This is a genomic window from Cronobacter turicensis (genome assembly GCF_041222865.1).
Lineage (GTDB): Bacteria > Pseudomonadota > Gammaproteobacteria > Enterobacterales > Enterobacteriaceae > Cronobacter > Cronobacter turicensis.
On sequence record NZ_CP165997.1, the window covers coordinates 3,875,406 to 3,895,903 of the forward strand.

General features: G+C 59.9%; 20 protein-coding genes and 1 other RNA gene. 17 read left to right on the plus strand and 4 right to left on the minus strand.

The features are described from left to right. The first annotated feature begins 36 nt into the window (after window positions 1–36). The 4 genes from AB8W27_RS18485 (at window position 37) to AB8W27_RS18500 (ending at window position 5,447) form a co-directional block, all read left to right on the plus strand. A complete protein-coding gene (locus AB8W27_RS18485) occupies window positions 37–1,554 on the plus strand; it encodes a carbohydrate porin (protein ID WP_041923123.1) in 1,518 nt (505 codons plus the stop codon). A 71-nt stretch (window positions 1,555–1,625) separates the two neighbouring features. Continuing rightward, a complete protein-coding gene (locus tag AB8W27_RS18490) occupies window positions 1,626–2,996 on the plus strand; it encodes a sucrose-specific PTS transporter subunit IIBC (protein WP_007766923.1) in 1,371 nt (456 codons plus the stop codon). Continuing rightward, window positions 2,996–4,405 carry a sucrose-6-phosphate hydrolase gene (locus AB8W27_RS18495; RefSeq protein WP_012815056.1) on the plus strand — a complete coding sequence of 470 codons (1,410 nt, stop codon included), beginning with the start codon at window positions 2,996–2,998 and terminating at the stop codon, window positions 4,403–4,405. The genes AB8W27_RS18490 and AB8W27_RS18495 overlap by 1 nt, the downstream gene beginning before the upstream one ends. A 28-nt stretch (window positions 4,406–4,433) precedes the next feature. Beyond that, a complete protein-coding gene (locus AB8W27_RS18500; protein ID WP_041923122.1) occupies window positions 4,434–5,447 on the plus strand; it encodes a substrate-binding domain-containing protein in 1,014 nt (337 codons plus the stop codon). Here the strand turns inward: AB8W27_RS18500 and yhaJ are convergent. Next, on the minus strand, window positions 5,444–6,343 hold the full coding sequence (gene yhaJ / locus AB8W27_RS18505; protein ID WP_004385839.1) for a DNA-binding transcriptional regulator YhaJ: 900 nt from the start codon (window positions 6,341–6,343) through the stop codon (window positions 5,444–5,446). The genes AB8W27_RS18500 and yhaJ overlap by 4 nt on opposite strands. Before the next feature lie 102 nt (window positions 6,344–6,445). Between yhaJ and AB8W27_RS18510 the strand changes: the two genes are divergently transcribed. Both AB8W27_RS18510 and AB8W27_RS18515 read left to right on the plus strand, forming a co-directional pair. Beyond that, window positions 6,446–7,147 carry a pirin family protein gene (locus tag AB8W27_RS18510; protein WP_007766898.1) on the plus strand — a complete coding sequence of 234 codons (702 nt, stop codon included), beginning with the start codon at window positions 6,446–6,448 and terminating at the stop codon, window positions 7,145–7,147. 35 nt (window positions 7,148–7,182) lie between these two features. Beyond that, the gene (locus tag AB8W27_RS18515; protein WP_007766896.1) at window positions 7,183–7,359 is read left to right on the plus strand and encodes a hypothetical protein; all 177 of its coding nucleotides are present in this window, start codon (window positions 7,183–7,185) and stop codon (window positions 7,357–7,359) included. Window positions 7,360–7,663: 304 nt separating this feature from the next. On the opposite strand, the gene rnpB is transcribed toward AB8W27_RS18515, so the two are convergent. Next, window positions 7,664–8,040, minus strand: an RNA gene (gene rnpB, locus AB8W27_RS18520) — RNase P RNA component class A. Window positions 8,041–8,233: 193 nt separating this feature from the next. Here rnpB and AB8W27_RS18525 point away from each other — a divergent pair. The 7 genes from AB8W27_RS18525 (at window position 8,234) to AB8W27_RS18555 (ending at window position 14,653) form a co-directional block, all read left to right on the plus strand. Continuing rightward, on the plus strand, window positions 8,234–9,088 hold the full coding sequence (locus AB8W27_RS18525; protein ID WP_012815051.1) for a tagatose bisphosphate family class II aldolase: 855 nt from the start codon (window positions 8,234–8,236) through the stop codon (window positions 9,086–9,088). 153 nt (window positions 9,089–9,241) lie between these two features. Then, on the plus strand, window positions 9,242–10,513 hold the full coding sequence (gene gatZ / locus AB8W27_RS18530; protein WP_012815050.1) for a tagatose-bisphosphate aldolase subunit GatZ: 1,272 nt from the start codon (window positions 9,242–9,244) through the stop codon (window positions 10,511–10,513). Between the two features lie 13 nt (window positions 10,514–10,526). Further along, a complete protein-coding gene (gene gatA, locus AB8W27_RS18535) occupies window positions 10,527–10,994 on the plus strand; it encodes a PTS galactitol transporter subunit IIA (RefSeq protein ID WP_012815049.1) in 468 nt (155 codons plus the stop codon). 26 nt (window positions 10,995–11,020) lie between these two features. Beyond that, window positions 11,021–11,305, plus strand: coding sequence for a PTS galactitol transporter subunit IIB (gene gatB, locus AB8W27_RS18540; protein ID WP_012815048.1), 285 nt, complete (start codon window positions 11,021–11,023; stop codon window positions 11,303–11,305). A gap of 4 nt (window positions 11,306–11,309) precedes the next feature. After that, entirely contained in the window at window positions 11,310–12,683 is a 1,374-nt protein-coding gene (locus AB8W27_RS18545; protein ID WP_012815047.1) for a galactitol-specific PTS transporter subunit IIC, read from the plus strand. Between the two features lie 42 nt (window positions 12,684–12,725). Further along, window positions 12,726–13,769 (plus strand): galactitol-1-phosphate 5-dehydrogenase, encoded by a 1,044-nt coding sequence (gene gatD / locus AB8W27_RS18550; protein ID WP_041923121.1) that lies wholly within the window; start codon window positions 12,726–12,728, stop codon window positions 13,767–13,769. 110 nt (window positions 13,770–13,879) lie between these two features. Next, window positions 13,880–14,653: a DeoR/GlpR family DNA-binding transcription regulator gene (locus AB8W27_RS18555; RefSeq protein WP_041923120.1), complete on the plus strand. Its 774-nt coding sequence runs from the start codon at window positions 13,880–13,882 to the stop codon at window positions 14,651–14,653. Between the two features lie 60 nt (window positions 14,654–14,713). On the opposite strand, the gene rsmI is transcribed toward AB8W27_RS18555, so the two are convergent. Continuing rightward, window positions 14,714–15,574 (minus strand): 16S rRNA (cytidine(1402)-2'-O)-methyltransferase, encoded by an 861-nt coding sequence (gene rsmI / locus AB8W27_RS18560; RefSeq protein WP_041923119.1) that lies wholly within the window; start codon window positions 15,572–15,574, stop codon window positions 14,714–14,716. A gap of 62 nt (window positions 15,575–15,636) precedes the next feature. On the opposite strand from rsmI, the gene AB8W27_RS18565 reads away from it, so the two are divergent. From AB8W27_RS18565 to dolP, 4 genes are read left to right on the plus strand one after another with little or no spacing between them, the layout of a single operon-like run. Then, a complete protein-coding gene (locus tag AB8W27_RS18565; RefSeq protein WP_012815043.1) occupies window positions 15,637–17,685 on the plus strand; it encodes a penicillin-binding protein activator in 2,049 nt (682 codons plus the stop codon). Then, on the plus strand, window positions 17,643–18,038 hold the full coding sequence (locus AB8W27_RS18570; protein WP_012815042.1) for a YraN family protein: 396 nt from the start codon (window positions 17,643–17,645) through the stop codon (window positions 18,036–18,038). Before AB8W27_RS18565 ends, AB8W27_RS18570 begins: the two co-directional genes overlap by 43 nt. A 26-nt stretch (window positions 18,039–18,064) precedes the next feature. Continuing rightward, the gene (gene diaA / locus AB8W27_RS18575) at window positions 18,065–18,655 is read left to right on the plus strand and encodes a DnaA initiator-associating protein DiaA (protein ID WP_004385040.1); all 591 of its coding nucleotides are present in this window, start codon (window positions 18,065–18,067) and stop codon (window positions 18,653–18,655) included. A 9-nt stretch (window positions 18,656–18,664) separates the two neighbouring features. Continuing rightward, window positions 18,665–19,240, plus strand: a complete 576-nt coding sequence (dolP, locus tag AB8W27_RS18580) for a division/outer membrane stress-associated lipid-binding lipoprotein (protein ID WP_012815041.1) — start codon at window positions 18,665–18,667, stop codon at window positions 19,238–19,240. A gap of 161 nt (window positions 19,241–19,401) precedes the next feature. On the opposite strand, the gene AB8W27_RS18585 is transcribed toward dolP, so the two are convergent. Beyond that, window positions 19,402–20,445, minus strand: coding sequence for a permease (locus tag AB8W27_RS18585; protein WP_012815040.1), 1,044 nt, complete (start codon window positions 20,443–20,445; stop codon window positions 19,402–19,404). Between the last annotated feature and the right edge of the window lie 53 nt (window positions 20,446–20,498).

The following is a 20,498-nucleotide window of genomic DNA, read 5'->3' on the forward strand; positions in this document are numbered from 1 at the left end:
ATAATGATGATAACGCCTTCTCAGGGATGCCATACCATGATTAAAAAAAGTACGCTTGCCCTTACCCTTGGCTTAATGGCCGGCGCTCCCGCCGCCTTTGCCGACAGCAATATGACCAGCATTGAGGCGCGCCTCGCGGCGCTGGAACAGCGTCTTCAGGCCGCCGAACAGCGCGCCAGCGCGGCGGAAACCCGTGCTGAAGCCGCCGAACGCCAGGCGCAGGCGCTTGCCGCGCAGCAAAAAGCGCAGCCGCCGGTTCAGCCCGTCGCCGCGCAATCCGCGCCGCAGCCCGCCCCGCAAACGGCTGACAATAGCGGATTTGAATTCCACGGCTACGCCCGCTCCGGCCTGCTGATGAACGATTCCGCCGCCAAAACGCAGGGCGGCCCGTCCTTCACACCTGCGGGTGAAACCGGCGGCCACGTCGGGCGTCTGGGCAATGAGCCAGACACTTACCTTGAGATGAATCTTGAGCACAAACAGACGCTGGCGAACGGCGCCACCACACGCTTTAAAGTGATGGTGGCTGACGGTCAGCGCAGCTATAACGACTGGACCGCCTCCACCAGCGATCTCAACGTGCGCCAGGCGTTTACCGAACTCGGCCACCTGCCGACGTTCACCGGCGCGTTTAAAGATTCCACCGTCTGGGCCGGTAAACGCTTCGATCGTGATAACTTCGATATCCACTGGATTGACTCCGACGTGGTCTTCCTCGCCGGTACGGGCGCGGGTATCTACGACATGCGCTGGAGCGATAACGCCCGCAGCAACTTCTCGCTGTATGGCCGCACCTTCGGCGATATCGAGAACAGCGAAAACACCGCGCAGAACTATATCCTGACGCTCAACAACTACGTCGGACCGGTACAGCTGATGGTGAGCGGGATGCGCGCCAAAGATAACGAAGACCGCGTGGATATCGAGGGTAACCGCGTGAAGAAAGACGCGGCGGAAGATGGCGTACATGCGCTGCTCGGCCTGCATAACGACAGCTTCTACGGCCTGCGTGAAGGCTCCTCGAAAACCGCGCTGCTGTATGGTCACGGTCTTGGCGCGGAAGTGAAATCCATCGGCTCCGATGGCGCGTTACTGCCGCAGGCGGATACCTGGCGTCTGGCGACCTACGGCATGACCCCGCTCGGCGGCGGCTGGCATATCGCGCCTGCGGTGCTGGCGCAAAGCAGTAAAGATCGCTACGTCAAAGGCGACAGCTACCAGTGGGCGACCGCCAACCTGCGCGTGATCCAGGAGATTAATCAGAACTTTGAGCTGCAGTACGAAGGCAGTTACCAGTACATGGATCTGCGCCCGGAAGGCTACAACGCCCGCAACGCGGTCAGCGGCAACTTCTATAAGCTGACTTTCGCGCCGACGCTGAAAGCAGGCGACGTGGGCGAATTCCTCAAGCGTCCGGAGCTGCGTCTCTTCGCCACCTGGATGGACTGGGATCATCGCCTGGACAACTACGCCAGTAATGATGCCTTCGGCAGCAGCGGCTTTACCGCCGGCGGCGAATGGAACTTCGGCGTACAGATGGAAACCTGGTTCTGATAATAACGGCCCCTGCCACGCGGGGGCCTGCGTATTACTGACAACACAAAAACCACGAGACTGAGGTTGTTATGGACTTTGAACAGATTGCCCGCTCGCTTCTGCCGCTGCTCGGCGGCAAAGAGAATATCGCCAGCGCCGCCCACTGCGCCACGCGCCTGCGGCTGGTGCTGGTGGATGACGCCAAAGCCGACACCGCCGCCATCGGCAATGTCGAAGGCGTGAAAGGCTGTTTTCGCAACGCAGGCCAGCTGCAAATTATCTTCGGCACCGGCGTGGTGAATAAAGTCTATGCCGCGTTTATCGCCGCCGCCGGGATCAGCGAATCGAGCAAATCGGAAGCCGCAAGCGTGGCGGCCCGCAAACTGAACCCGTTCCAGCGCATTGCCCGTCTGCTCTCTAACATCTTTGTGCCGATTATTCCGGCGATTGTGGCGTCTGGCCTGCTGATGGGCCTGCTCGGCATGGTGAAAACCTACGGCTGGGTAAGCCCGGATAACGCGCTCTATATCATGCTGGATATGTGCAGCTCGGCGGCGTTTATCATTCTGCCTATCCTGATTGGCTTTACCGCCGCGCGGGAATTTGGCGGCAACCCGTACCTGGGCGCGACGCTTGGCGGCATTCTCACGCACCCGGCGCTCACCAACGCCTGGGGCGTGGCGGCGGGCTTCCACACCATGAACTTCTTCGGGATTGAGGTCGCGATGATTGGCTACCAGGGCACCGTTTTCCCGGTCCTGCTGGCGGTGTGGTTCATGAGTATTCTTGAAAAACAGCTGCGCCGGATTATCCCGGACGCGCTGGATCTCATCCTGACGCCCTTCTTTACCGTGATTATTTCCGGCTTCGTGGCGCTGCTGGTGATTGGCCCGGCGGGCCGCGCGCTCGGCGACGGCATCTCGCTGGTGTTAAGCACGCTGATTGCCCACGCAGGCTGGCTCGCGGGGCTGCTGTTCGGCGGGCTCTATTCGGTGATTGTGATTACCGGCGTGCATCACAGCTTCCATGCGATTGAAGCGGGGCTGCTCGGTAACCCGTCCATTGGCGTTAACTTCCTGCTGCCTATCTGGGCGATGTCTAACGTGGCGCAGGGCGGCGCGTGTCTGGCGGTGTGGTTCAAAACCAAAGACGCCAAAGTGAAGGCGATTACGCTGCCGTCGGGGTTTTCGGCGCTGCTCGGCATTACCGAAGCGGCCATTTTCGGGGTCAACCTGCGCTTTGTGAAACCGTTTATCTCCGGGCTTATCGGCGGCGCGGCGGGCGGCGCGTGGGTGGTCTCGACGCATGTCGGCATGACGGCGGTCGGTCTGACCGGTATTCCGGGCATGGCGATTGTTCAGGCCAGCTCGCTGCTTAACTATGCCATCGGTATGCTCATCGCCTTCTGCATCGCCTTTGCGGTCTCTTACCTGTGGAAATACAAAACGGACGCTGAATAATGACCATCCGCACGCTGCTGCCTGCCATTTTACAGGCCGTGATGAAAGGCCTGCCGGTCGCGCTTGGCGATCGCCACTACCCGCGCTGGCATCTGGCGCCGGTCACGGGCCTGATGAACGATCCGAACGGTTTTATCCATTTTCAGGGGCGTTACCACCTGTTTTATCAGTGGAACGCGCTGGGTTGCCAGCACCAGCATAAGTGCTGGGGACACTGGAGCTCGGCGGATCTGACGCACTGGCGACACGAGCCGCTGGCGCTGATGCCGGATGAAGAGTATGACCGCAGCGGCTGTTATTCAGGCAGCGCGGTGGATGACAACGGGCGTCTGACGCTCTGCTATACCGGCAACGTGAAATTTGACGACGGCACCCGCACCGCCTGGCAGTGTCTGGCGGTGCAGAACGCCGACGGCGGTTTCGACAAACTCGGCCCGGTGATGCCGCTGCCCGGCGGCTATACCGGCCACGTGCGCGACCCGAAAGTCTGGCGTCACGGCGATCGCTGGTACATGGTGCTGGGCGCGCAGGATCTGGCATTGCAGGGCAAAGTCCTGCTGCTGCGCTCCGACAACCTGTGGAACTGGGAAAACCTGGGCGAGATCGCTGGCAGCACGCTCGGCGGGCTCGGCGAGGCGGGTTATATGTGGGAGTGCCCGGATCTCTTCATGCTGGACGGCAAAGCGATTCTGATCTGCTGCCCGCAGGGCGTTACGCGCGAAGAAAAACGCTATCTCAACACCTACCCGAGCGCGTACCTGTGCGGCGATCTGGACTACGACAAGCCGGAGTTTCGTCACGGCCCGCTGGTAGAGCTGGACGCCGGTTTTGAATTTTACGCGCCGCAAACCACACTGGCCGACGATGGCCGCCGGTTACTCATCGGCTGGATGGGCGTGCCGGACGGCGAAGAGATGTTGCAGCCGACGGTGGCGCAGGGCTGGATCCACCAGATGACCTGCCCGCGCGAACTGACGCTGCGCGACGGCAAACTCTGCCAGCAGCCGGCGCGCGAACTCGCTGCCCTGCGCGGCGAGGAGCAGCGCCTGGAGGGCGTGGCCGCCACGCTCCCCTCGCTCGCGGCGGAAAGCCTGGAGCTGGTGCTGGAGGCTCAGGGCGAGGTGACGCTCGATTTCGCCGATACCCTGCGCCTGGAATGGACGCGCGACGGTCTGCGTCTGGCGCGCCGGAGCCTGGCCTGCAGCGAGTGGATGCATCGTTACTGGCAGGGCGACGCCCGCCGCCTGCACATTTTGTGCGACCGCTCCAGCGTCGAGATTTTCATTAACGACGGCGAAGGCGTGATGAGCAGCCGCTATTTCCCGGCGGCCGGCGCGAAGCTTGGCTTTGAGGGCGACGCGCAACTCCGGCTACGCTACTGGTCGTTACGCGCCTGCATGGTAGAATGAGGGTTTGACCACTCATCGAACCGAAGCCGTGCGAAAAACCAAACGCGTTACCATCAGTGATATCGCCGCCCTGGCGGGGGTTTCCAAAGCCACCGCCAGCCTGGTGCTCAATGGACGAGGCAAAGAGCTGCGCGTGGCGCAGGAGACGCGCGAGCGCGTTCTGGCTATCGCCCAGCAGCACCACTATCAGCCGAGCATCCACGCCCGCCTGCTGCGCGACAACCGTAGCCATACGCTGGGCCTGGTGGTGCCGGAGATAACCAACTACGGTTTCGCGGTGTTTTCTTACGAGCTGGAAACCCTGTGCCGCGAGGCGGGGCTCCAGTTGCTTATCTCCTGTACCGATGAAAATCCGGGCCAGGAGACCGTGGTGGTCAATAACCTGGTGTCGCGCCAGGTCGACGGGCTTATCGTCGCTTCCAGCATGTTGAGCGACAGCGATTATGTGAAGCTCAGCGAGCAGCTCCCGATAGTGCTGTTCGACCGTCATATGAATGACACCCAGTTGCCGCTGGTCATCACCGACTCCATTACGCCAACCGCCGAGCTGGTGGAGCGCATCGCCCGGCAGCATCCGGATGAGTTCTATTTTCTTGGCGGCCAGCCGCGTCTGTCGCCGACCCGCGACCGCCTGGAAGGCTTTAAGCAAGGGCTGGCGCGGGCAGGCGTTGAGCTACGCCCGGAGTGGATTATTCACGGCAATTATCATCCGAGCAGCGGCTATGAGATGTTCGCCGCCCTGTGCGCCCGTCTGGGACGCCCGCCAAAGGCGTTGTTTACCGCCGCCTGCGGCCTGCTGGAAGGGGTGCTGCGCTACATGAGCCAGCATCGTCTGCTGGAAAGCGATATCCACCTGGCGAGCTTTGACGATCACTATCTCTATGATTCGCTGTCGGTACGCATCGACACCGTGCAGCAGGATTGCCGTCAGCTGGCGCTGGACTGCTTTGAGATGATCACCCAACTGGTGGATGACAAGGAACCGACGCCGCTGCAGCGCTACCTTCCGGCCACGCTGCAATGGCGTCATCCGGCGGATTAACGCTTCACGTTAAAGAGTTTGGGGATTTCGCGCAGGCACCAGGCTTTCGCCTCGCCCATGCTATCGCGCCGCCAGGCCATGATAATGTCCACTTCGCTGGTGGACTCCGGGCTGACGACGCGCAGCCGCCCTTCGGCGATGTCCTTTTCCACCAGCGGGTACGGCATCGTCGCCACGCCAAGCCCGGCGAGCAGCGCCTGGCGCTTATCTTCGATGGACGTCACCGTCAGCCTCGGCTGTTTATCGAGTAATTGCACCGTTAATACCGGGCGTTCGCGCGCGGTATCCGCCACCGCCACGCCGCGATACTTCACGCGCGTTACCTCTGACAGCGGCTCCGGCTCGTCGTGGATCGGGTGATCCGGCGCGGCCACATAGACATTCATCAGCGTATATAGCTTGCGGGAGTTAATTTCCGATGACGAGCGAAAGTGCATGTCCGGCGCGATGACAATATCGGCGCGCCCCTGCTCCAGCCGCTCCCACGCGCCTGCCAGCACTTCGGTAATGAAAGAGAGTTGAGTGTTGGCTTTGGCGGCGAGTTTATCCACCAGCGGGAACAAACACGGCGTGGGCACCAGCGCCTCGGCGACGATAGTCAGATGGGTTTCCCAGCCGCGCGCCAGCGCTTCGGCATCCGTGGTGAGCTTATCGGCCGCCTCAAGCAACACACGCCCGCGCTCCAGCAGCATACGCCCGACGTTCGTGAACTTGGTGCGGTGCCCGGAGCGGTCAAACAGCACCACGTCCAGCTCCTCTTCCAGCTTCTGCATGGTGTAGCTCAGCGCCGACGGCACGCGCCCCAGCTCGTCGGCCGCGGCGGCGAAACTGCCGCGCCGGTCGATAGCGTCCATCACGCGCAGCGCCTCAAGCGTCAATGCCCTTTCTTTAGCCATCAGGTTCTCATTCAGGAAATTTGAATATACCCAGCAGATTAACTGGCTAACAATGCAGCGTCCACACCCTTAACATAAAAGCCTGTCAAGAGAGGTAAAATTATGATTATTACGAGAACAGCCAAACAGTGTGGGCAAGCTGACTATGGATGGCTGCAGGCTCGCTATACCTTTTCCTTTGGCCACTACTTCGATCCGAAACTGCTGGGCTACGCCTCACTGCGCGTACTGAACCAGGAAGTGCTGGCGCCCGGCGCCGCGTTCCAGCCGCGCACCTACCCGAAAGTCGATATCCTCAACCTGATCCTCGACGGCGAAGCGGAATACCGCGACAGCGAAGGCAACCACCTGCGCGCGAAAGCGGGCGAGGCGCTGCTGCTCTCCACCCAACCGGGCGTGAGCTACAGCGAACTTAACCTGAGTAAAGACCATTCGCTGACGCGGATGCAGCTCTGGCTCGACGCCTGCCCGGAGCGCGAAAACCGGACGGTGCAGAAAATCGCGGTCGGCCCGCAGGCGCGCCAGCTTCTCGCCTCGCCAGACGGTGCGGAAGGCAGCCTGCAACTGCGCCAGCAGGTGTGGCTGTGGCACATCGCGCTGAATGAAGGGGAATCAGTGAGTATGCCCCTGAACGGGCCGCGCGCCTATTTACAGTCGATCCACGGTACGGTCCATGTGAAGACCGAAACGGAAGACAAAGAAGCATTAACCTGCGGAGACGGCGCCTTTATTCGTGATGAGGCTAACATAACCCTTATTGCGGATTCGCCGCTGCGCGCTTTACTGGTAGATTTGCCGGTGTAACAGAAGATGCAGATCGCTGCATCAGGAGTCATAAAATGAGTACTATCACACAGCAAAAGAAAGTCACGAAGTTGACTGTAACACCCGCCCCGCAGGAAGCGCACACACGCGCCGGAGCGCAACCAGATTTTACCTACGATTGCATGCTCAGCGAGCTGGAAGCCATTATCGCTGAAGCCGAAGTACGCCTGGCCGAGGAAGAAGCCGCCTGACGTACGCTCTCCGGGCGGGCCAGATGGCTCGCCTGTCTCTGAGCCTGATATTCCCTTTCCACGTTTACCTTTTCACCCTCCCTGCTGATACCAAACGTTAAGCCGCACTATTTTCACAGAACGCCTTGTGGGCAGTCATTCATATTCGCCTGCCCTCCAAAAGCAAAAACCCCGCCGAAGCGGTTTTTTTAAAGTGTGAAGCTGACCGGTAAGCCGCGTGCTTGTCATAGAAAGCGTCGTGGACAGTCATTCATCTTTGCCCCGCCCCAAAAGCAAAAACCCCGCCGAAGCGGGGTTTTCTAAAGTGTGAAGCTGACCGGTAAGCCGGGTTCTGTCGTGGACAGTCATTCATCTAGGCCAGCAATCGCTCACTGGCTCAAGCAGCCTACCCGGGTTCAGTACGGGCCGTACCTTATGAACCCCTATTTGGCCTTGCTCCGGGTGGAGTTTACCGTGCCGCGAACTGTTGCCAGCCGCGCGGTGCGCTCTTACCGCACCCTTTCACCCTTACCTGATCCCACTTGCGTGGGCCATCGGCGGTTTGCTCTCTGTTGCACTGGTCGTAGGCTTGCGCCTCCCAGGCGTTACCTGGCACCCTGCCCTATGGAGCCCGGACTTTCCTCCCCTCCGCCCGTCTCCCCGAAAGGACGACGACGAAGCGGCGACTGTCTGGTCAGCTTCGGCGCGGAGTATAGAGGGTTTATGCTCTTCTGTCACGCATAGCACGCATTCTTAGAACGTCTCTCGCAACTTTTCCTTCGAACGCTTTCGATACCCTTCGAAATATCCCTTTTGCGATCGAAATCACAACCGAAACTTTCGATAATATATACATTCCTTTCAATCAAAACATTCCGAAAGAAAGGAGTAATTAATGTTTATTATTTCCAGTAAGAACTCGCTCCTTAAAGCGCAACGCGAAGGCTATGCGGTGCCGGCTTTTAATATTCATAACCTTGAAACGCTGCAAGTGGTGGTAGAAACGGCCAGCGACATGCGCGCGCCGCTGATTGTCGCAGGTACGCCGGGCACCTTCGCCAGTGCCGGAACGGACAATCTGCTCGCGCTCGCGGCCGAAATGGCGCGCCACTATAACCATCCGCTGGCGGTTCACCTCGACCACCATGAAACGCTGCAGGATATCCAGAATAAAATCATGGCGGGCGCACGCTCCGCCATGATTGACGGCTCGCATCTCCCCTTTGAGGAAAACGTGGCGCTGGTTAAAAGCGTGACAGCGTTTTGTCATCGCTATGATGCCAGCGTTGAAGCAGAGCTGGGGCGGCTCGGCGGCCAGGAAGACGACAGGGTCGTCGGGGATAATGACGCGCTGTACACCGACCCGGCGCAGGCCCGCGATTTCGTTGAGCAGACCGGTATCGACGCCCTTGCCGTCGCGATAGGCACCGCGCACGGTTTTTATCACGCCGAGCCGAGGCTCGATTTTGCAAGACTCGCCGCCATTCGGGCAGCGGTTGAGGTTCCGCTGGTGCTGCATGGCGCCTCCGGGTTATCCGCTGCCGATATACAGAAAGCCATCTCTCTTGGCATTTGCAAAGTTAACGTTGCAACCGAGCTAAAAGTGGCCTTTTCCACCGGGCTTAAACGCTATTTTCACGACCATCCCGACGCCTGCGATCCCCGCCATTATATGCAGCCCGCGAAAGCCGCCATGAAAGAGGTCGTGCGTCAGGTCATTCATCGTTGCGGCTGCGAAGGCAAGCTTTGAGACAGCGCGCAGGCGGTTCAGGGCTACCCATTCCCTCCTGCCTTAAGCGCTTTCTGACAATTTTCGAAAATTTTACGAGGCCGCTCGCGAAAGCGAAATACGCCCTTTGTCAGTCAAAAAACAGTTTATGAAATTAAATGAAATGGAGGGAATATGCAGGATTTGATAGCCCGACACAAAGCCGGAGAACCTATTGGAATATGCTCCGTCTGCTCCGCCCACCCGCTGGTAATAGAAGCGGCGCTGCGTTTCGATCTTCACACCGACAGAAAGGTGTTGATTGAAGCCACCTCAAACCAGGTCAATCAGTCTGGCGGCTACACCGGTATGCAGCCCCATCAGTTTCGCGATTTCGTCTGGCAGATAGCAGACCGGATCGGCTTCCCCCACCAGCGCATTATTCTGGGCGGCGATCACCTTGGCCCCAACTGCTGGCAAAACGAAAGCGCGGAAGCGGCAATCGAAAAAGCCGTCGTGCTGGTCGCCGCGTATGTGGCGGCGGGTTTTAGCAAAATTCATCTTGATGCCTCGATGTCCTGCGAAGGCGATCCCGTGCCGCTTGCACCGCATACGGTGGCCGAGCGGGCAGCCCGGCTTTGCGAGGCGGCGGAGCGCGCCGCCACCGCAGAGCAACGGCAACGGCTGACCTATGTCATCGGGACGGAAGTGCCCGTGCCGGGTGGCGAGGCCACGACGATCGGCAGCGTACACGTCACGCGCGTGGAGGATGCCTCGCTGACGCTTGAAACCCACCGCGAGGCGTTTTACCGGCTGGGGCTGGAGGAGGCATTTGAACGCGTTATCGCGATGGTGGTGCAGCCCGGCGTGGAGTTCGATCATACCCAGATCATTCACTATCAGCCGCAGCCCGCGCAGGCGCTTTCCGCGTGGATTAACCAGACGCCGCTGGTGTACGAGGCCCACTCAACGGATTACCAGTCACGCCAGGCGTATCGGGCGCTGGTCCATGACCATTTCGCCATTCTGAAAGTGGGGCCTGCGCTGACCTTCGCGCTGCGCGAAGCCCTCTTTGGGCTGGCCTGGATGGAAGAGGCGTTGATCCCGCCGGAGCGCCGCAGCCATGTGCGGGACGTCATTGATGAAGTGATGCTGAACGAGCCGGCGTACTGGAAAAAGTATTACCGCCCCACCTGGAGCCAGGCGATGGTCGATATTCACTTCAGCCTCTCCGATCGCATCCGCTACTACTGGCCGCACCCGCGCATCAGCCAGAGCGTGGGCAAGCTTATCGCCAATCTGGAAGAGATATCGCTCCCGCCCGGCCTTATCAGCCAGTTTCTGCCGGGGCAGTTTGAGAGCGTGAACGACGGGACGCTGAAAGCCACGCCGTACGACCTGATTATCGACAAAATCCAGGACGTGCTGCGCGCCTACCGTTACGGCTGCTCCCCTGACGCCGACTAACAAAGAGGAACCCATGAGCCAATTATTCGTACGTACCGGCATCGCCTTTTCCGGCTGTCAGCATGCGCTGGCGCACATTGGCGAAACCATGCTGGCCAAAGGGGTAGTGCGCGACACTTACCCCGCTGCGCTGCTGGAGCGGGAGGCGGCCTTCCCAACGGGCATTGCGCTTGAGCGGCATGCGGTCGCTATCCCGCACTGCGAGGCGAGACATGCCGTGTCGCCAGCCATTTACCTGATCCGCCCGGATTCCCCGGTGTGGTTCCAGCGCGCCGACGATGACGGCGAGGTAGCCGTCTCTCTCATCATCGCGCTGATAGTCGACAACCCGGCGGCGCAGCTGACGCTGCTGCGCCGTTTATTCGGCAAGTTGCAAGACCCTGAGGTGCTGGACGCGCTGCTGCAGGCGCCCGACGCGGAGCTGGCCACGCGGTTTGAGCAGACCATCCTTGCGCCTGAACCCTGCGCCCGGGCTTCATAATCTACTGATAATAAAAGGAGTACCCTATGAAACGAAAAATCATCGTGGCCTGCGGCGGCGCGGTCGCCACATCGACCATGGCGGCAGAAGAGATCAAAGAGCTGTGCGAAGCGCACCATATTGAAGTGGATCTGGTGCAGTGCAGGGTGAACGAGATTGAAACCTATATGGATGGCGCCGATCTTATCTGCACCACGGCAAAAGTCGAACGCACATTTGGTGATATTCCGGTGGTGCACGGCATGCCCTTCGTCTCTGGCGTCGGCATTGAGGCGCTCCAGCAAAAAATCCTGACGATCCTGATGGGGTGACGCCATGTTTAGCGAAATCATGCGTTACATCCTCGACCTCGGCCCCACGGTCATGCTGCCGGTGGTCATTATCATCTTCTCAAAGCTGCTCGGCATGAAAGCGGGCGAATGCTTCCGGTCTGGCCTGCATATTGGCATCGGGTTTGTAGGTATCGGGCTCGTCATCGGCCTGATGCTGGATTCGATTGGCCCGGCGGCGAAGGCGATGGCGGAGCATTTCGAAATAAACCTTCATGTGGTGGACGTGGGCTGGCCGGGATCTTCACCCATGACGTGGGCGTCGCAAATCGCGCTGGTGGCGATCCCCATCGCGATTCTCGTCAACATCGCCATGCTGTTGACCCGCATGACGCGCGTAGTGAATGTCGATATCTGGAATATCTGGCATATGACGTTTACCGGCGCCATGTTGCATCTCGCCACGGGCTCTTACTGGATTGGCATTGTGGGCGTGGCGGCGCATGCCGCTTTTGTCTACAAGCTTGGCGACTGGTTTGCCAAAGATACCCGCGACTATTTTGGTCTGGAAGGCATGGCCATCCCTCACGGCACGTCCGCCTATCTCGGCCCCATCGCGGTACTGGTAGATACCCTTATTGATAAAATTCCGGGGCTTAATCGCATCCATTTTAGCGCCGACGATGTGCAGAAGCGGTTCGGCCCTTTTGGCGAGCCGGTCACCGTGGGCTTTGTCATGGGGCTCGTCATCGGTCTGCTGGCAGGTTATGACGTCAAAGGCGTACTGCAACTGGCGGTAAAAACTGCGGCGGTGATGCTCCTGATGCCGCGCGTCATTAAACCGATTATGGATGGCCTGACGCCTATCGCGAAGCAGGCGCGTAAGCGCCTGCAGGCGAAATTCGGCAGCCAGGAGTTCCTGATTGGTCTCGATCCGGCCCTGCTACTGGGCCACACCTCGGTGGTTTCCGCCAGTCTGATTTTTATTCCTTTAACCATTCTGATTGCGGTTGTCGTGCCGGGCAATCAGGTGCTGCCATTTGGCGATCTGGCCACCATCGGATTCTTTGTGGCAATGGCGGTCGCGGTGCACCAGGGGAACCTTTTCCGCACCCTAATCTCCGGCGTCATCATCATGAGCATGACGCTCTGGATAGCGACACAGACTATCGGCCTGCATACCCAACTTGCCGCCAATGCGGGCGCGCTTAAAGCGGGTGGGCTGGTGGCCTCGATGGATCAGGGCGGCTCGCCGGTGACCTGGCTGCTGATCCAGCTCTGCACCTGGCAGAACGTGACGGGGTTTGTCGTTATTGGCGTCATTTATCTTACCGGCGTGCTGCTTACGTGGCGTCGGGCGCGGGCGTTCGTCGCGGTGGAAAAAGCCGCCGTCAGCGAGGCAGGCCCGAGCGTTTCATGACCACGGGGGAGCGCCGCTCCCCCTGCAATTTCTGGAGGAACAATGAAATCAGTGGTAATTCATGCTGAGGGCAGCGTACGCGTTGAAGAACGCCCTATGCCCACTATCAATGCGGACGACGACGTCCTGGTGAAAGTCGTTTGTTCGGGTTTATGCGGCTCCGATATCCCCCGCATTTTCGCCGGCGGCGCGCACTACTATCCCATTACGCTGGGCCATGAGTTTAGCGGCTATGTAGAGCGCTGCGGCAGCGCGGTAAGCGATCTTTCGCCCGGCGATGCGGTGGCCTGCGTGCCGCTACAGCCCTGTTTTGTCTGTGAAGAATGCGCGCGCGGTTACTTTTCCCTATGCCGACACTACCAGTTTGTCGGCTCCCGCAGCGAAGGTGGCCACGCCGAGTATATTGTGGTCAGACGCGCCAGCCTCTTTCGATTGCCGCCAGAGATGTCGGTTGAAGATGGCGCGTTTCTCGAACCTGTTACCGTCGGGCTACATGCTTTTCACCAGGCCCAGGGGTGTGAAGGCAAAAACGTCGTGATCGTCGGCGCCGGCACTATCGGTCTGCTGGCGATGCAGTGCGCGCAGGCGCTGGGCGCGAATAGCGTGACGGCCATTGATATTAATCCCGAAAAGCTCCGGCTGGCGCTCGCGCTCGGCGCCGATCGCGTGCTGAACAGTCGGGAAATGTCCGCACAGGCCATTTCCGCCGCGCTGGAGACGCAGCGCTTCGATCAACTGGTGCTGGAAACCGCGGGCACGCCGCAGACGGTATCACTGGCCATCGACATCGCCGGGCCGCGCGCGCAGGTCGCGCTGGTGGGGACGCTCCATCACGACCTTACGCTCTGCGCCACGGTTTTTGGCAAAATTTTACGTAATGAACTGACGCTGGTCGGCAGCTGGATGAACTATTCGGCGCCCTGGCCGGGTGAAGAGTGGCGAACCGCCGCGCGACTGCTTGCCGAAAAGCGGCTGTCGCTCAGTCCGCTGATTGCGCATCAGGGGGATGCGGAAAGCTTCGTCAGCGCCGTCCAGGCGCTCAACGGCGCACCGATGCAGGGCAAAATTCTGCTGCGCTTCGCCTGACACAATGAGCCAGCAACCTGAGCTGGCTCACATTTGCTTTCGAAATACGGCGTTCATCTTTCACATTGCTTCGTTTACACTGACGGGAGTCAATTATCAGGCAAACCGATATGAACTCTTTTGAGCGAAGGAACAAAATTCTCGATCTGGTTAATACGCAAGGTAGCGTGATGGTACTGGATCTTTCGAACGCTTTTGACATTTCTGAGGTCACCATCCGCGCCGACCTGCGCTTTCTGGAAGAAAAAGGTCTGGTGACGCGCTTTCACGGCGGCGCCGGGAAGCCCGGCAGCAACCTTGCGGAAAGCGATAATCAGGAGGTGAAGCTGGAAGAACGCTACCAGCTGGCGAGCGATCCTAAAAAACGCATCGCGCAGGCCGCCGCTGCGATGATCAACGAAGGGATGACGCTCATTCTCGATAGCGGCAGCACGACCCTGCTCATTGCGCACGAGCTGGCCAGGATGGCGAATATTACGGTCATCACTAACAGCCTGCCCGCTGCCTGCGCGCTCGCGAATAATAAAGATATTACGCTGGTGGTTTGCGGCGGCACGGTGCGGCATAAAACGCTCTCCATGCATGGCACGATTGCGGAGCACTCACTGCAGGGCATCAGCGCCGACCTGATGTTTGTCGGCGCTGATGGCATTGACGCCACTAACGGCATCACCACCTTTAACGAAGGCTATTCTGTCAGCGGCGCGATGGCGGCGGCGGCCCATAAGGTTATCGCCGTCCTGGACGCGACCAAATTTAACCGTCGCGGATTTAACCAGGTGTTGCCGATGGCCGAGATAGACTGTGTCATCACTGACGAAGGCATCAGCGACAAAGACAAAACGTCGCTTAAGAAAACGGGCGTTGAACTGAAAATCGTGTGATTCAGGGCGTTTATGGCCGTCGCGCTGACAGTCGCGACGGCGAACGGGCGCAAAGCAGGTTTATGCCTGCTGCTCCAGCGCGTACTTGTAGAGCGCGTTCTTCTTCACGCCGTGGATTTCCGCCGCCAGCGCCGCAGCTTTTTTGAGCGGTAGCTCGGCCTGCAGCAGCGCGAGCGTACGCAGCGCGTCAGGCGGCAGCGCGTCTTCCTGCGCTTTATGCCCCTCGACGATGAGCACCATCTCGCCCTTGCGGCGGTTTTCATCCTCTTTCACCCAGGCGAGCAGCTCGCCCACCGGCGCGCCGTTAATGGTTTCCCAGGTTTTGGTCAGTTCGCGCGCCAGCACCACGTAACGGGACTCGCCCCAGACGGCGACCATATCTTCCAGGCTTTCCAGCAGACGATGGGTGGACTCATAAAAAATCAGCGTGCGCGGCTCCTGCTCCAGCGCCTTCAGCGTGTCGCGACGGCCTTTGGATTTCGCCGGTAAAAAGCCTTCATAGCAGAAGCGGTCAGAGGGCAAGCCCGCGGCGGAAAGCGCAGCGATAGCGGCGCACGGCCCCGGCAGCGGCACCACGCGCAGCCCGGCTTCGCGGCAGGCGCGCACCAGATGGTAACCCGGGTCGTTAATCAGCGGCGTACCGGCGTCGGACACCAGCGCGATATTTTGCCCCTCGCGCAGTTTGGCTATCAGGGTTTCCGCTTTTTGCTGTTCGTTATGGTCGTGCAGCGCAAAAAGCCGGGCGCTGATAGCAAAATGTTGCAGCAACAGACCAGTATGACGGGTATCCTCAGCGGCGATAAGATCGACGGACTGCAATACTGTCAGGGCGCGTTGCGTGATGTCGCCGAGATTGCCGATAGGCGTCGGGACGATATAGAGCTGGCCCTGAGAATTCTGCGCCGAATCGTTTTGTTTCATTGTTTCGTCCGTATTGCCGATTTAAAATTGAACATTCACCAGAAAAACCCACTGGATACAGTATGGTACCTTCTAAATTTTCCGGCTCTAAAGCCGCGCGTTGTCTGCCTGTCCTGCTGGCAGCCCTGTTTTTCGCAGGCTGCGGCACGCAGACGCCTGATCAAAGCACTGCGCATATGCAGGGCGAAGCCAAAGCGGATTCCAGCTTTTATCTGCACCAGATGGAACAAAGCCGTGATGATAGCAAGACCAACTGGCAATTACTCGCCATACGTGCACTGCTCGGCGAAGGCAAACGCGAGCGCGCCATCACGCTCTACGGCGAGCTGCCGCAGAACCTGACGGACGCCCAGCGTCGCGAAGCGTCGCTGCTGGAAGCGCAAATCAAAGTGGCGCAGCAGGATTATCAGGGTGCCATCGCGATGCTGGATAAAATCAGCCCGGCGGATCTGAACGACGAGCAGAAAGCCCGCTACTGGCAGGCGAAAATCGACGCCAGCCAGGGCCGTCCGTCGCTGGAACTGCTACGTGCGCTGATTGCGCAGGAGCCGCTGTTGCAGGGTCCGTCGAAACAGAAAAACATTGACGCCACCTGGCAGGCGCTGTCGCAGATGTCTGCGGATCAGGCGAAGGCGCTAGTCATCAACGCCGATGAAAACACGCTTCAGGGCTGGCTCGATCTGCAGCGCGTCTGGTTCGATAACCGCAACGATCCGAAAATGCTCCAGGCGGGCGTGAAGGACTGGCAGACGCGTTACCCGCAAAATCCGGGGGCGAAAATGCTGCCGACGCAGCTCGCTAACCTGCAAAACTACAAGCCCGCCTCTGCCGATAAAATCGCGCTGCTGCTGCCGCTGAACGGCCAGGCGGCGGTATTTGGCCGCGCCATCCAGCAAGGCTTTGAAGCCGCGAAAAACGCGGGCACCAGCCCGGTCGCCGTTCAGTCGCCTGCGCAGGCGGATAGCGCCGCACAGCCTGCGAATAGCGCCCAGACACCGCCGACCGACGGCGTGGCAAGCCCCGCCGCCGCCCCGGTCGACGATCTGGCCGCGCAGCCTGACGCCCAGGAAAGCGCGCAGCCAACACAGCAACCGGTTGAGTCACAGCCTGTCGCTGCCGCGCCCGCTAACCCTGCCGCGGAGATTAAAGTGTATGACACCAGCTCGCAGCCCATCACGCAGATCCTGGCTCAGGCGCAGCAGGATGGCACAAGCCTGATCGTCGGCCCGCTCCTGAAAGAGAGCGTGGACGGCGTGCTGAAAAGCGGCACTCCGCTGAACGTGCTGGCGCTTAACCAGCCGGAGACGGTGCAGAATCGCCCGAATGTCTGCTATTTCGCGCTGTCGCCGGAAGATGAAGCCGCCGATGCCGCCGCCCATATCTGGCAGGAAGGCAAACGCGCGCCGCTGCTGCTGGTGCCTTACAGCGCGCTGGGCGATCGCGTCACTAAAGCTTTCGCCGACCGCTGGGCGCAGCTTGGCGGCGGTACGGTGCTGCAACAGAAATTCGGCTCCGTCAACGAGCTGAAAATGAATATCAACGGCGGCACCGGCATCGCGCTGACCGGCTCGCCTGTCGCCGCCAGCCTGCCGCAACAGCAGCCTGTGACCATAGGCGGTCTCTCCATTCCGGCGCCGCCGACCGACGCGCAAATCACCGCGGGCAGCAGCGGCAACGTGGATGCCGTCTATATCGTCGCCACGCCGTCTGAGATTGCTCTGATTAAGCCGATGATCGCCATGCGCGCGGGCAGCCACAGCGGAGCGGCGCTGTATGCCAGCTCGCGCAGCGCTCAGGGCGGCTCGGGCCCGGATTTCCGCCTCGAAATGGAAGGTCTGGAGTTTAGCGATATCCCGATGCTCACCGGCAGCAACCCGGCGCTGCAGCAGCAGGCGCTTTCAGCGGTGAATAACGACTACTCGCTGGCGCGTCTGTATGCGATGGGCGTGGATGCCTGGTCGCTGGCGAACCATTTCTCTCAGATGCGTCAGGTGCCCGGCTTCCAGCTTAGCGGCAACACCGGCGCGCTTAGCGCGACACAGGACTGTGTCATTAACAGGAAGTTAACGTGGCTCAAATACCAGCAGGGACAGTTGGTTCCGGCCAACTGAGTCGTAAAGAGACCGGCGCCGTCTGGGAAGCCCGGGCGCGCGCCTTTCTTGAGCGTAAAGGATTACGCTTTATCGCCGCCAACGTGCATGAACGTGGCGGCGAAATCGATCTCATTATGGACGATCGTGGCGTGACGGTATTCGTCGAGGTACGCTACCGCCGCGCCAGTCTGTATGGCGGCGCGGCCGCCAGCGTCACCCGCAGCAAACAGCAAAAATTGTTACATGCCGCCCGGTTGTGGCTCGCGCGCCACAATGGGAGCTTTGATACTGTGGATTGCCGGTTCGATGTGTTAGCCTTCACCGGCAATGAAATCGAGTGGATTGCGAACGCCTTTTCGCTCCACGCCTGAACTGACGTAACGCTCAAAGGATTATCGTGCTAGAAAGAATCAAAGTCTGCTTTACGGAAAGCATTCAAACCCAGATTGCGGCGGCGGAAGCACTCCCGGATGCGATTTCACGTGCGGCCATGACCCTGGTTCAGTCTCTCCTTAACGGCAACAAAATCCTCTGCTGCGGTAACGGCACGTCCGGCGCCAACGCCCAGCATTTCGCGGCCAGCATGATCAATCGTTATGAAACCGAACGGCCTGGTTTACCTGCCATTGCACTAAATACCGATAATGTGGTCTTAACCGCGATAACCAACGACAGGCTGCATGACGAAGTGTATGCCAAACAGGTGCGCGCGCTGGGCCACGCCGGAGATGTGCTGCTGGCGATCTCCACCCGTGGTAACAGCCGCGATATCGTGAAAGCCGTTGAAGCGGCCGTCACCCGCGATATGACTATCGTGGCGTTGACTGGCTACGACGGCGGCGAGCTGGCAGGTCTGCTCGGCCCGCAGGATGTGGAGATCCGTATTCCTTCCCATCGCAGCGCGCGCATTCACGAGATGCATATGCTGACAGTCAACTGCCTGTGCGATCTTATCGATAACACATTGTTTCCACACCAGGATGATTAAGGAGTGCTCATGAAGGCCATTAAACCCCTTGCGGTGGTGATGACCGCGCTAGTGCTACAGGGCTGCGTCGCGGCCGCCGTCGTCGGAACCGCGGCTGTCGGCACCAAAGCCGCCACCGATCCGCGCAGTGTGGGTACTCAGGTTGATGATGGGACGCTGGAGCTGCGCGTGAATACCGCGCTTGGCAAAGATGAACAGCTGAAGAAAGAAGCGCGTATTAACGTGACGGCCTATCAGGGCAAAGTGTTGCTGACCGGTCAGTCGCCGAATCCGGAGCTGGCGTCCCGCGCGAAACAGATAGCGATGGGCGTGGACGGCACGACAGAAGTGTTTAACGAGATCCGCAACGGCCAGCCGATTGGGCTGGGCACCGCATCGTCGGACACCTGGATCACCACTAAAGTGCGCTCTCAACTGCTTGGCAGCGATCAGGTGAAATCGTCTAACGTTAAGGTAACGACCGAGAACGGCGAAGTGTTCCTGCTGGGTCTGGTGACCGACCGCGAAGGCCGCGCGGCAGCGGATACCGCAAGCCGGGTGAGCGGCGTGAAACACGTCACCACCGCGTTTACCTACATTAAGTAGTCCCCTCAACCCAACCCTCTTCCCGCCGGGGAGAGGGTTTCTGCGACATCCTTACACTTATGACGATGGCGGGTGCGCTTCGCTTAACCACCCTACGGTAAAGGGGATGCTTTTTGCTTTTGTAGGGTGGGTAAGCGCAGCCGCACCCACCTTTTTCTATATCAAAAAACCAGCGCCAGCGCGCCTGTCACCGCGCCCGCCAGCATCACCATCCCGCCGGTCAGCCATAGCGCTTTCGCCGGAAAGGCCTTACGCAGCATGATAAGCGAAGGCAGACTTACCGCAGGCAGCGTCACCAGCAGCGCCAGCCCCGGCGCGACGCCCATACCCGCTACCATCATGGTCTGCACAATCGGAATTTCCGCCGCGGTCGGGATAACAAACAGGCAACCGGCAATCGCCATCGCCAGCACCCAGAACAGCGTATTGCCCACAGCGCCGTCGGCGTGCGGGAACAGCCAGACGCGCGCGGCGCCCAGCGCCAGCACCGCCAGCAGATAGACCGGGATCGTATTCCAGAACAGCGTCCAGAGCGCCTGAAACCAGCGCGCCATAAAACTGCCCTGCGGGGCCTCTGCGGGCAGCGCCGCCTCAGGCAGCGCAGGCGCTGGCGTGTCGGCCACAAACCGCTGCACCAGCGACGCGATGCCGATAACCATCACCAGGCCCACCGCCACGCGGATAAGCGTAAATTCCCAGCCCAGCACAAAGCCCATAAACACCAGCGTCGCCGGGTTCAGCAGCGGGTTGCCGAGCCAGAACGCCAGCGCGCCGCCCATCGACACCGACTGACGGCGCATGCCGGCGGCAACCGGCGCGGCGCAGCAGGTGCACATCATGCCCGGCAGTGAAAACAGCGTACCGAGCAGCGTGCCGCGAAAACGCGGCTGACCGAGCGTGCGCACCAGCCAGTCGCGCGGGATCAACACCTGAATCAGCGAGCCCAGCAGCACGCCGAGCACGGCGGCTTTCCAGACGGCGAGAAAATAGATAGCGGCGTAATCAAGCGCCGCGCGCAACGGGTTATCCTGCGCGTTAGCGAGAATGGAATGACCAATGCTGTGGGTTTGCGCCGCGGTAAAGGCTTTGCCGTAATAAGGCTGCCATTTGACGTACCACAGACCAATAAACAGGACGAGAAAAAAAAGCGCGGGCTTCCACCATGCGGGGGATTTCGGCGCCAGAGATGAAGACTGACCAGCCATAACATTCCTCTGGAAAACAGGGGGTAAATTTTTGCCGGTCAATAGTACGCCCG

What these genes read in the sequence shown, in the direction of transcription:
- AB8W27_RS18485 (WP_041923123.1), top strand. Translation starts at nt 37, where the DNA reads ATGATTAAAAAAAGTACGCTTGCCCTTACCCTTGGCTTAATGGCCGGC.
- AB8W27_RS18585 (WP_012815040.1), bottom strand. Translation starts at nt 20,445, where the DNA reads ATGGCTGGTCAGTCTTCATCTCTGGCGCCGAAATCCCCCGCATGGTGG.
- gatA (WP_012815049.1), top strand. Translation starts at nt 10,527, where the DNA reads ATGAGCCAATTATTCGTACGTACCGGCATCGCCTTTTCCGGCTGTCAG.
- AB8W27_RS18525 (WP_012815051.1), top strand. Translation starts at nt 8,234, where the DNA reads ATGTTTATTATTTCCAGTAAGAACTCGCTCCTTAAAGCGCAACGCGAA.
- yhaJ (WP_004385839.1), bottom strand. Translation starts at nt 6,343, where the DNA reads ATGGCTAAAGAAAGGGCATTGACGCTTGAGGCGCTGCGCGTGATGGAC.
- gatB (WP_012815048.1), top strand. Translation starts at nt 11,021, where the DNA reads ATGAAACGAAAAATCATCGTGGCCTGCGGCGGCGCGGTCGCCACATCG.
- AB8W27_RS18495 (WP_012815056.1), top strand. Translation starts at nt 2,996, where the DNA reads ATGACCATCCGCACGCTGCTGCCTGCCATTTTACAGGCCGTGATGAAA.
- dolP (WP_012815041.1), top strand. Translation starts at nt 18,665, where the DNA reads ATGAAGGCCATTAAACCCCTTGCGGTGGTGATGACCGCGCTAGTGCTA.
- AB8W27_RS18555 (WP_041923120.1), top strand. Translation starts at nt 13,880, where the DNA reads ATGAACTCTTTTGAGCGAAGGAACAAAATTCTCGATCTGGTTAATACG.
- gatZ (WP_012815050.1), top strand. Translation starts at nt 9,242, where the DNA reads ATGCAGGATTTGATAGCCCGACACAAAGCCGGAGAACCTATTGGAATA.
- AB8W27_RS18515 (WP_007766896.1), top strand. Translation starts at nt 7,183, where the DNA reads ATGAGTACTATCACACAGCAAAAGAAAGTCACGAAGTTGACTGTAACA.
- AB8W27_RS18565 (WP_012815043.1), top strand. Translation starts at nt 15,637, where the DNA reads ATGGTACCTTCTAAATTTTCCGGCTCTAAAGCCGCGCGTTGTCTGCCT.
- AB8W27_RS18490 (WP_007766923.1), top strand. Translation starts at nt 1,626, where the DNA reads ATGGACTTTGAACAGATTGCCCGCTCGCTTCTGCCGCTGCTCGGCGGC.
- AB8W27_RS18545 (WP_012815047.1), top strand. Translation starts at nt 11,310, where the DNA reads ATGTTTAGCGAAATCATGCGTTACATCCTCGACCTCGGCCCCACGGTC.
- gatD (WP_041923121.1), top strand. Translation starts at nt 12,726, where the DNA reads ATGAAATCAGTGGTAATTCATGCTGAGGGCAGCGTACGCGTTGAAGAA.
- rsmI (WP_041923119.1), bottom strand. Translation starts at nt 15,574, where the DNA reads ATGAAACAAAACGATTCGGCGCAGAATTCTCAGGGCCAGCTCTATATC.
- AB8W27_RS18510 (WP_007766898.1), top strand. Translation starts at nt 6,446, where the DNA reads ATGATTATTACGAGAACAGCCAAACAGTGTGGGCAAGCTGACTATGGA.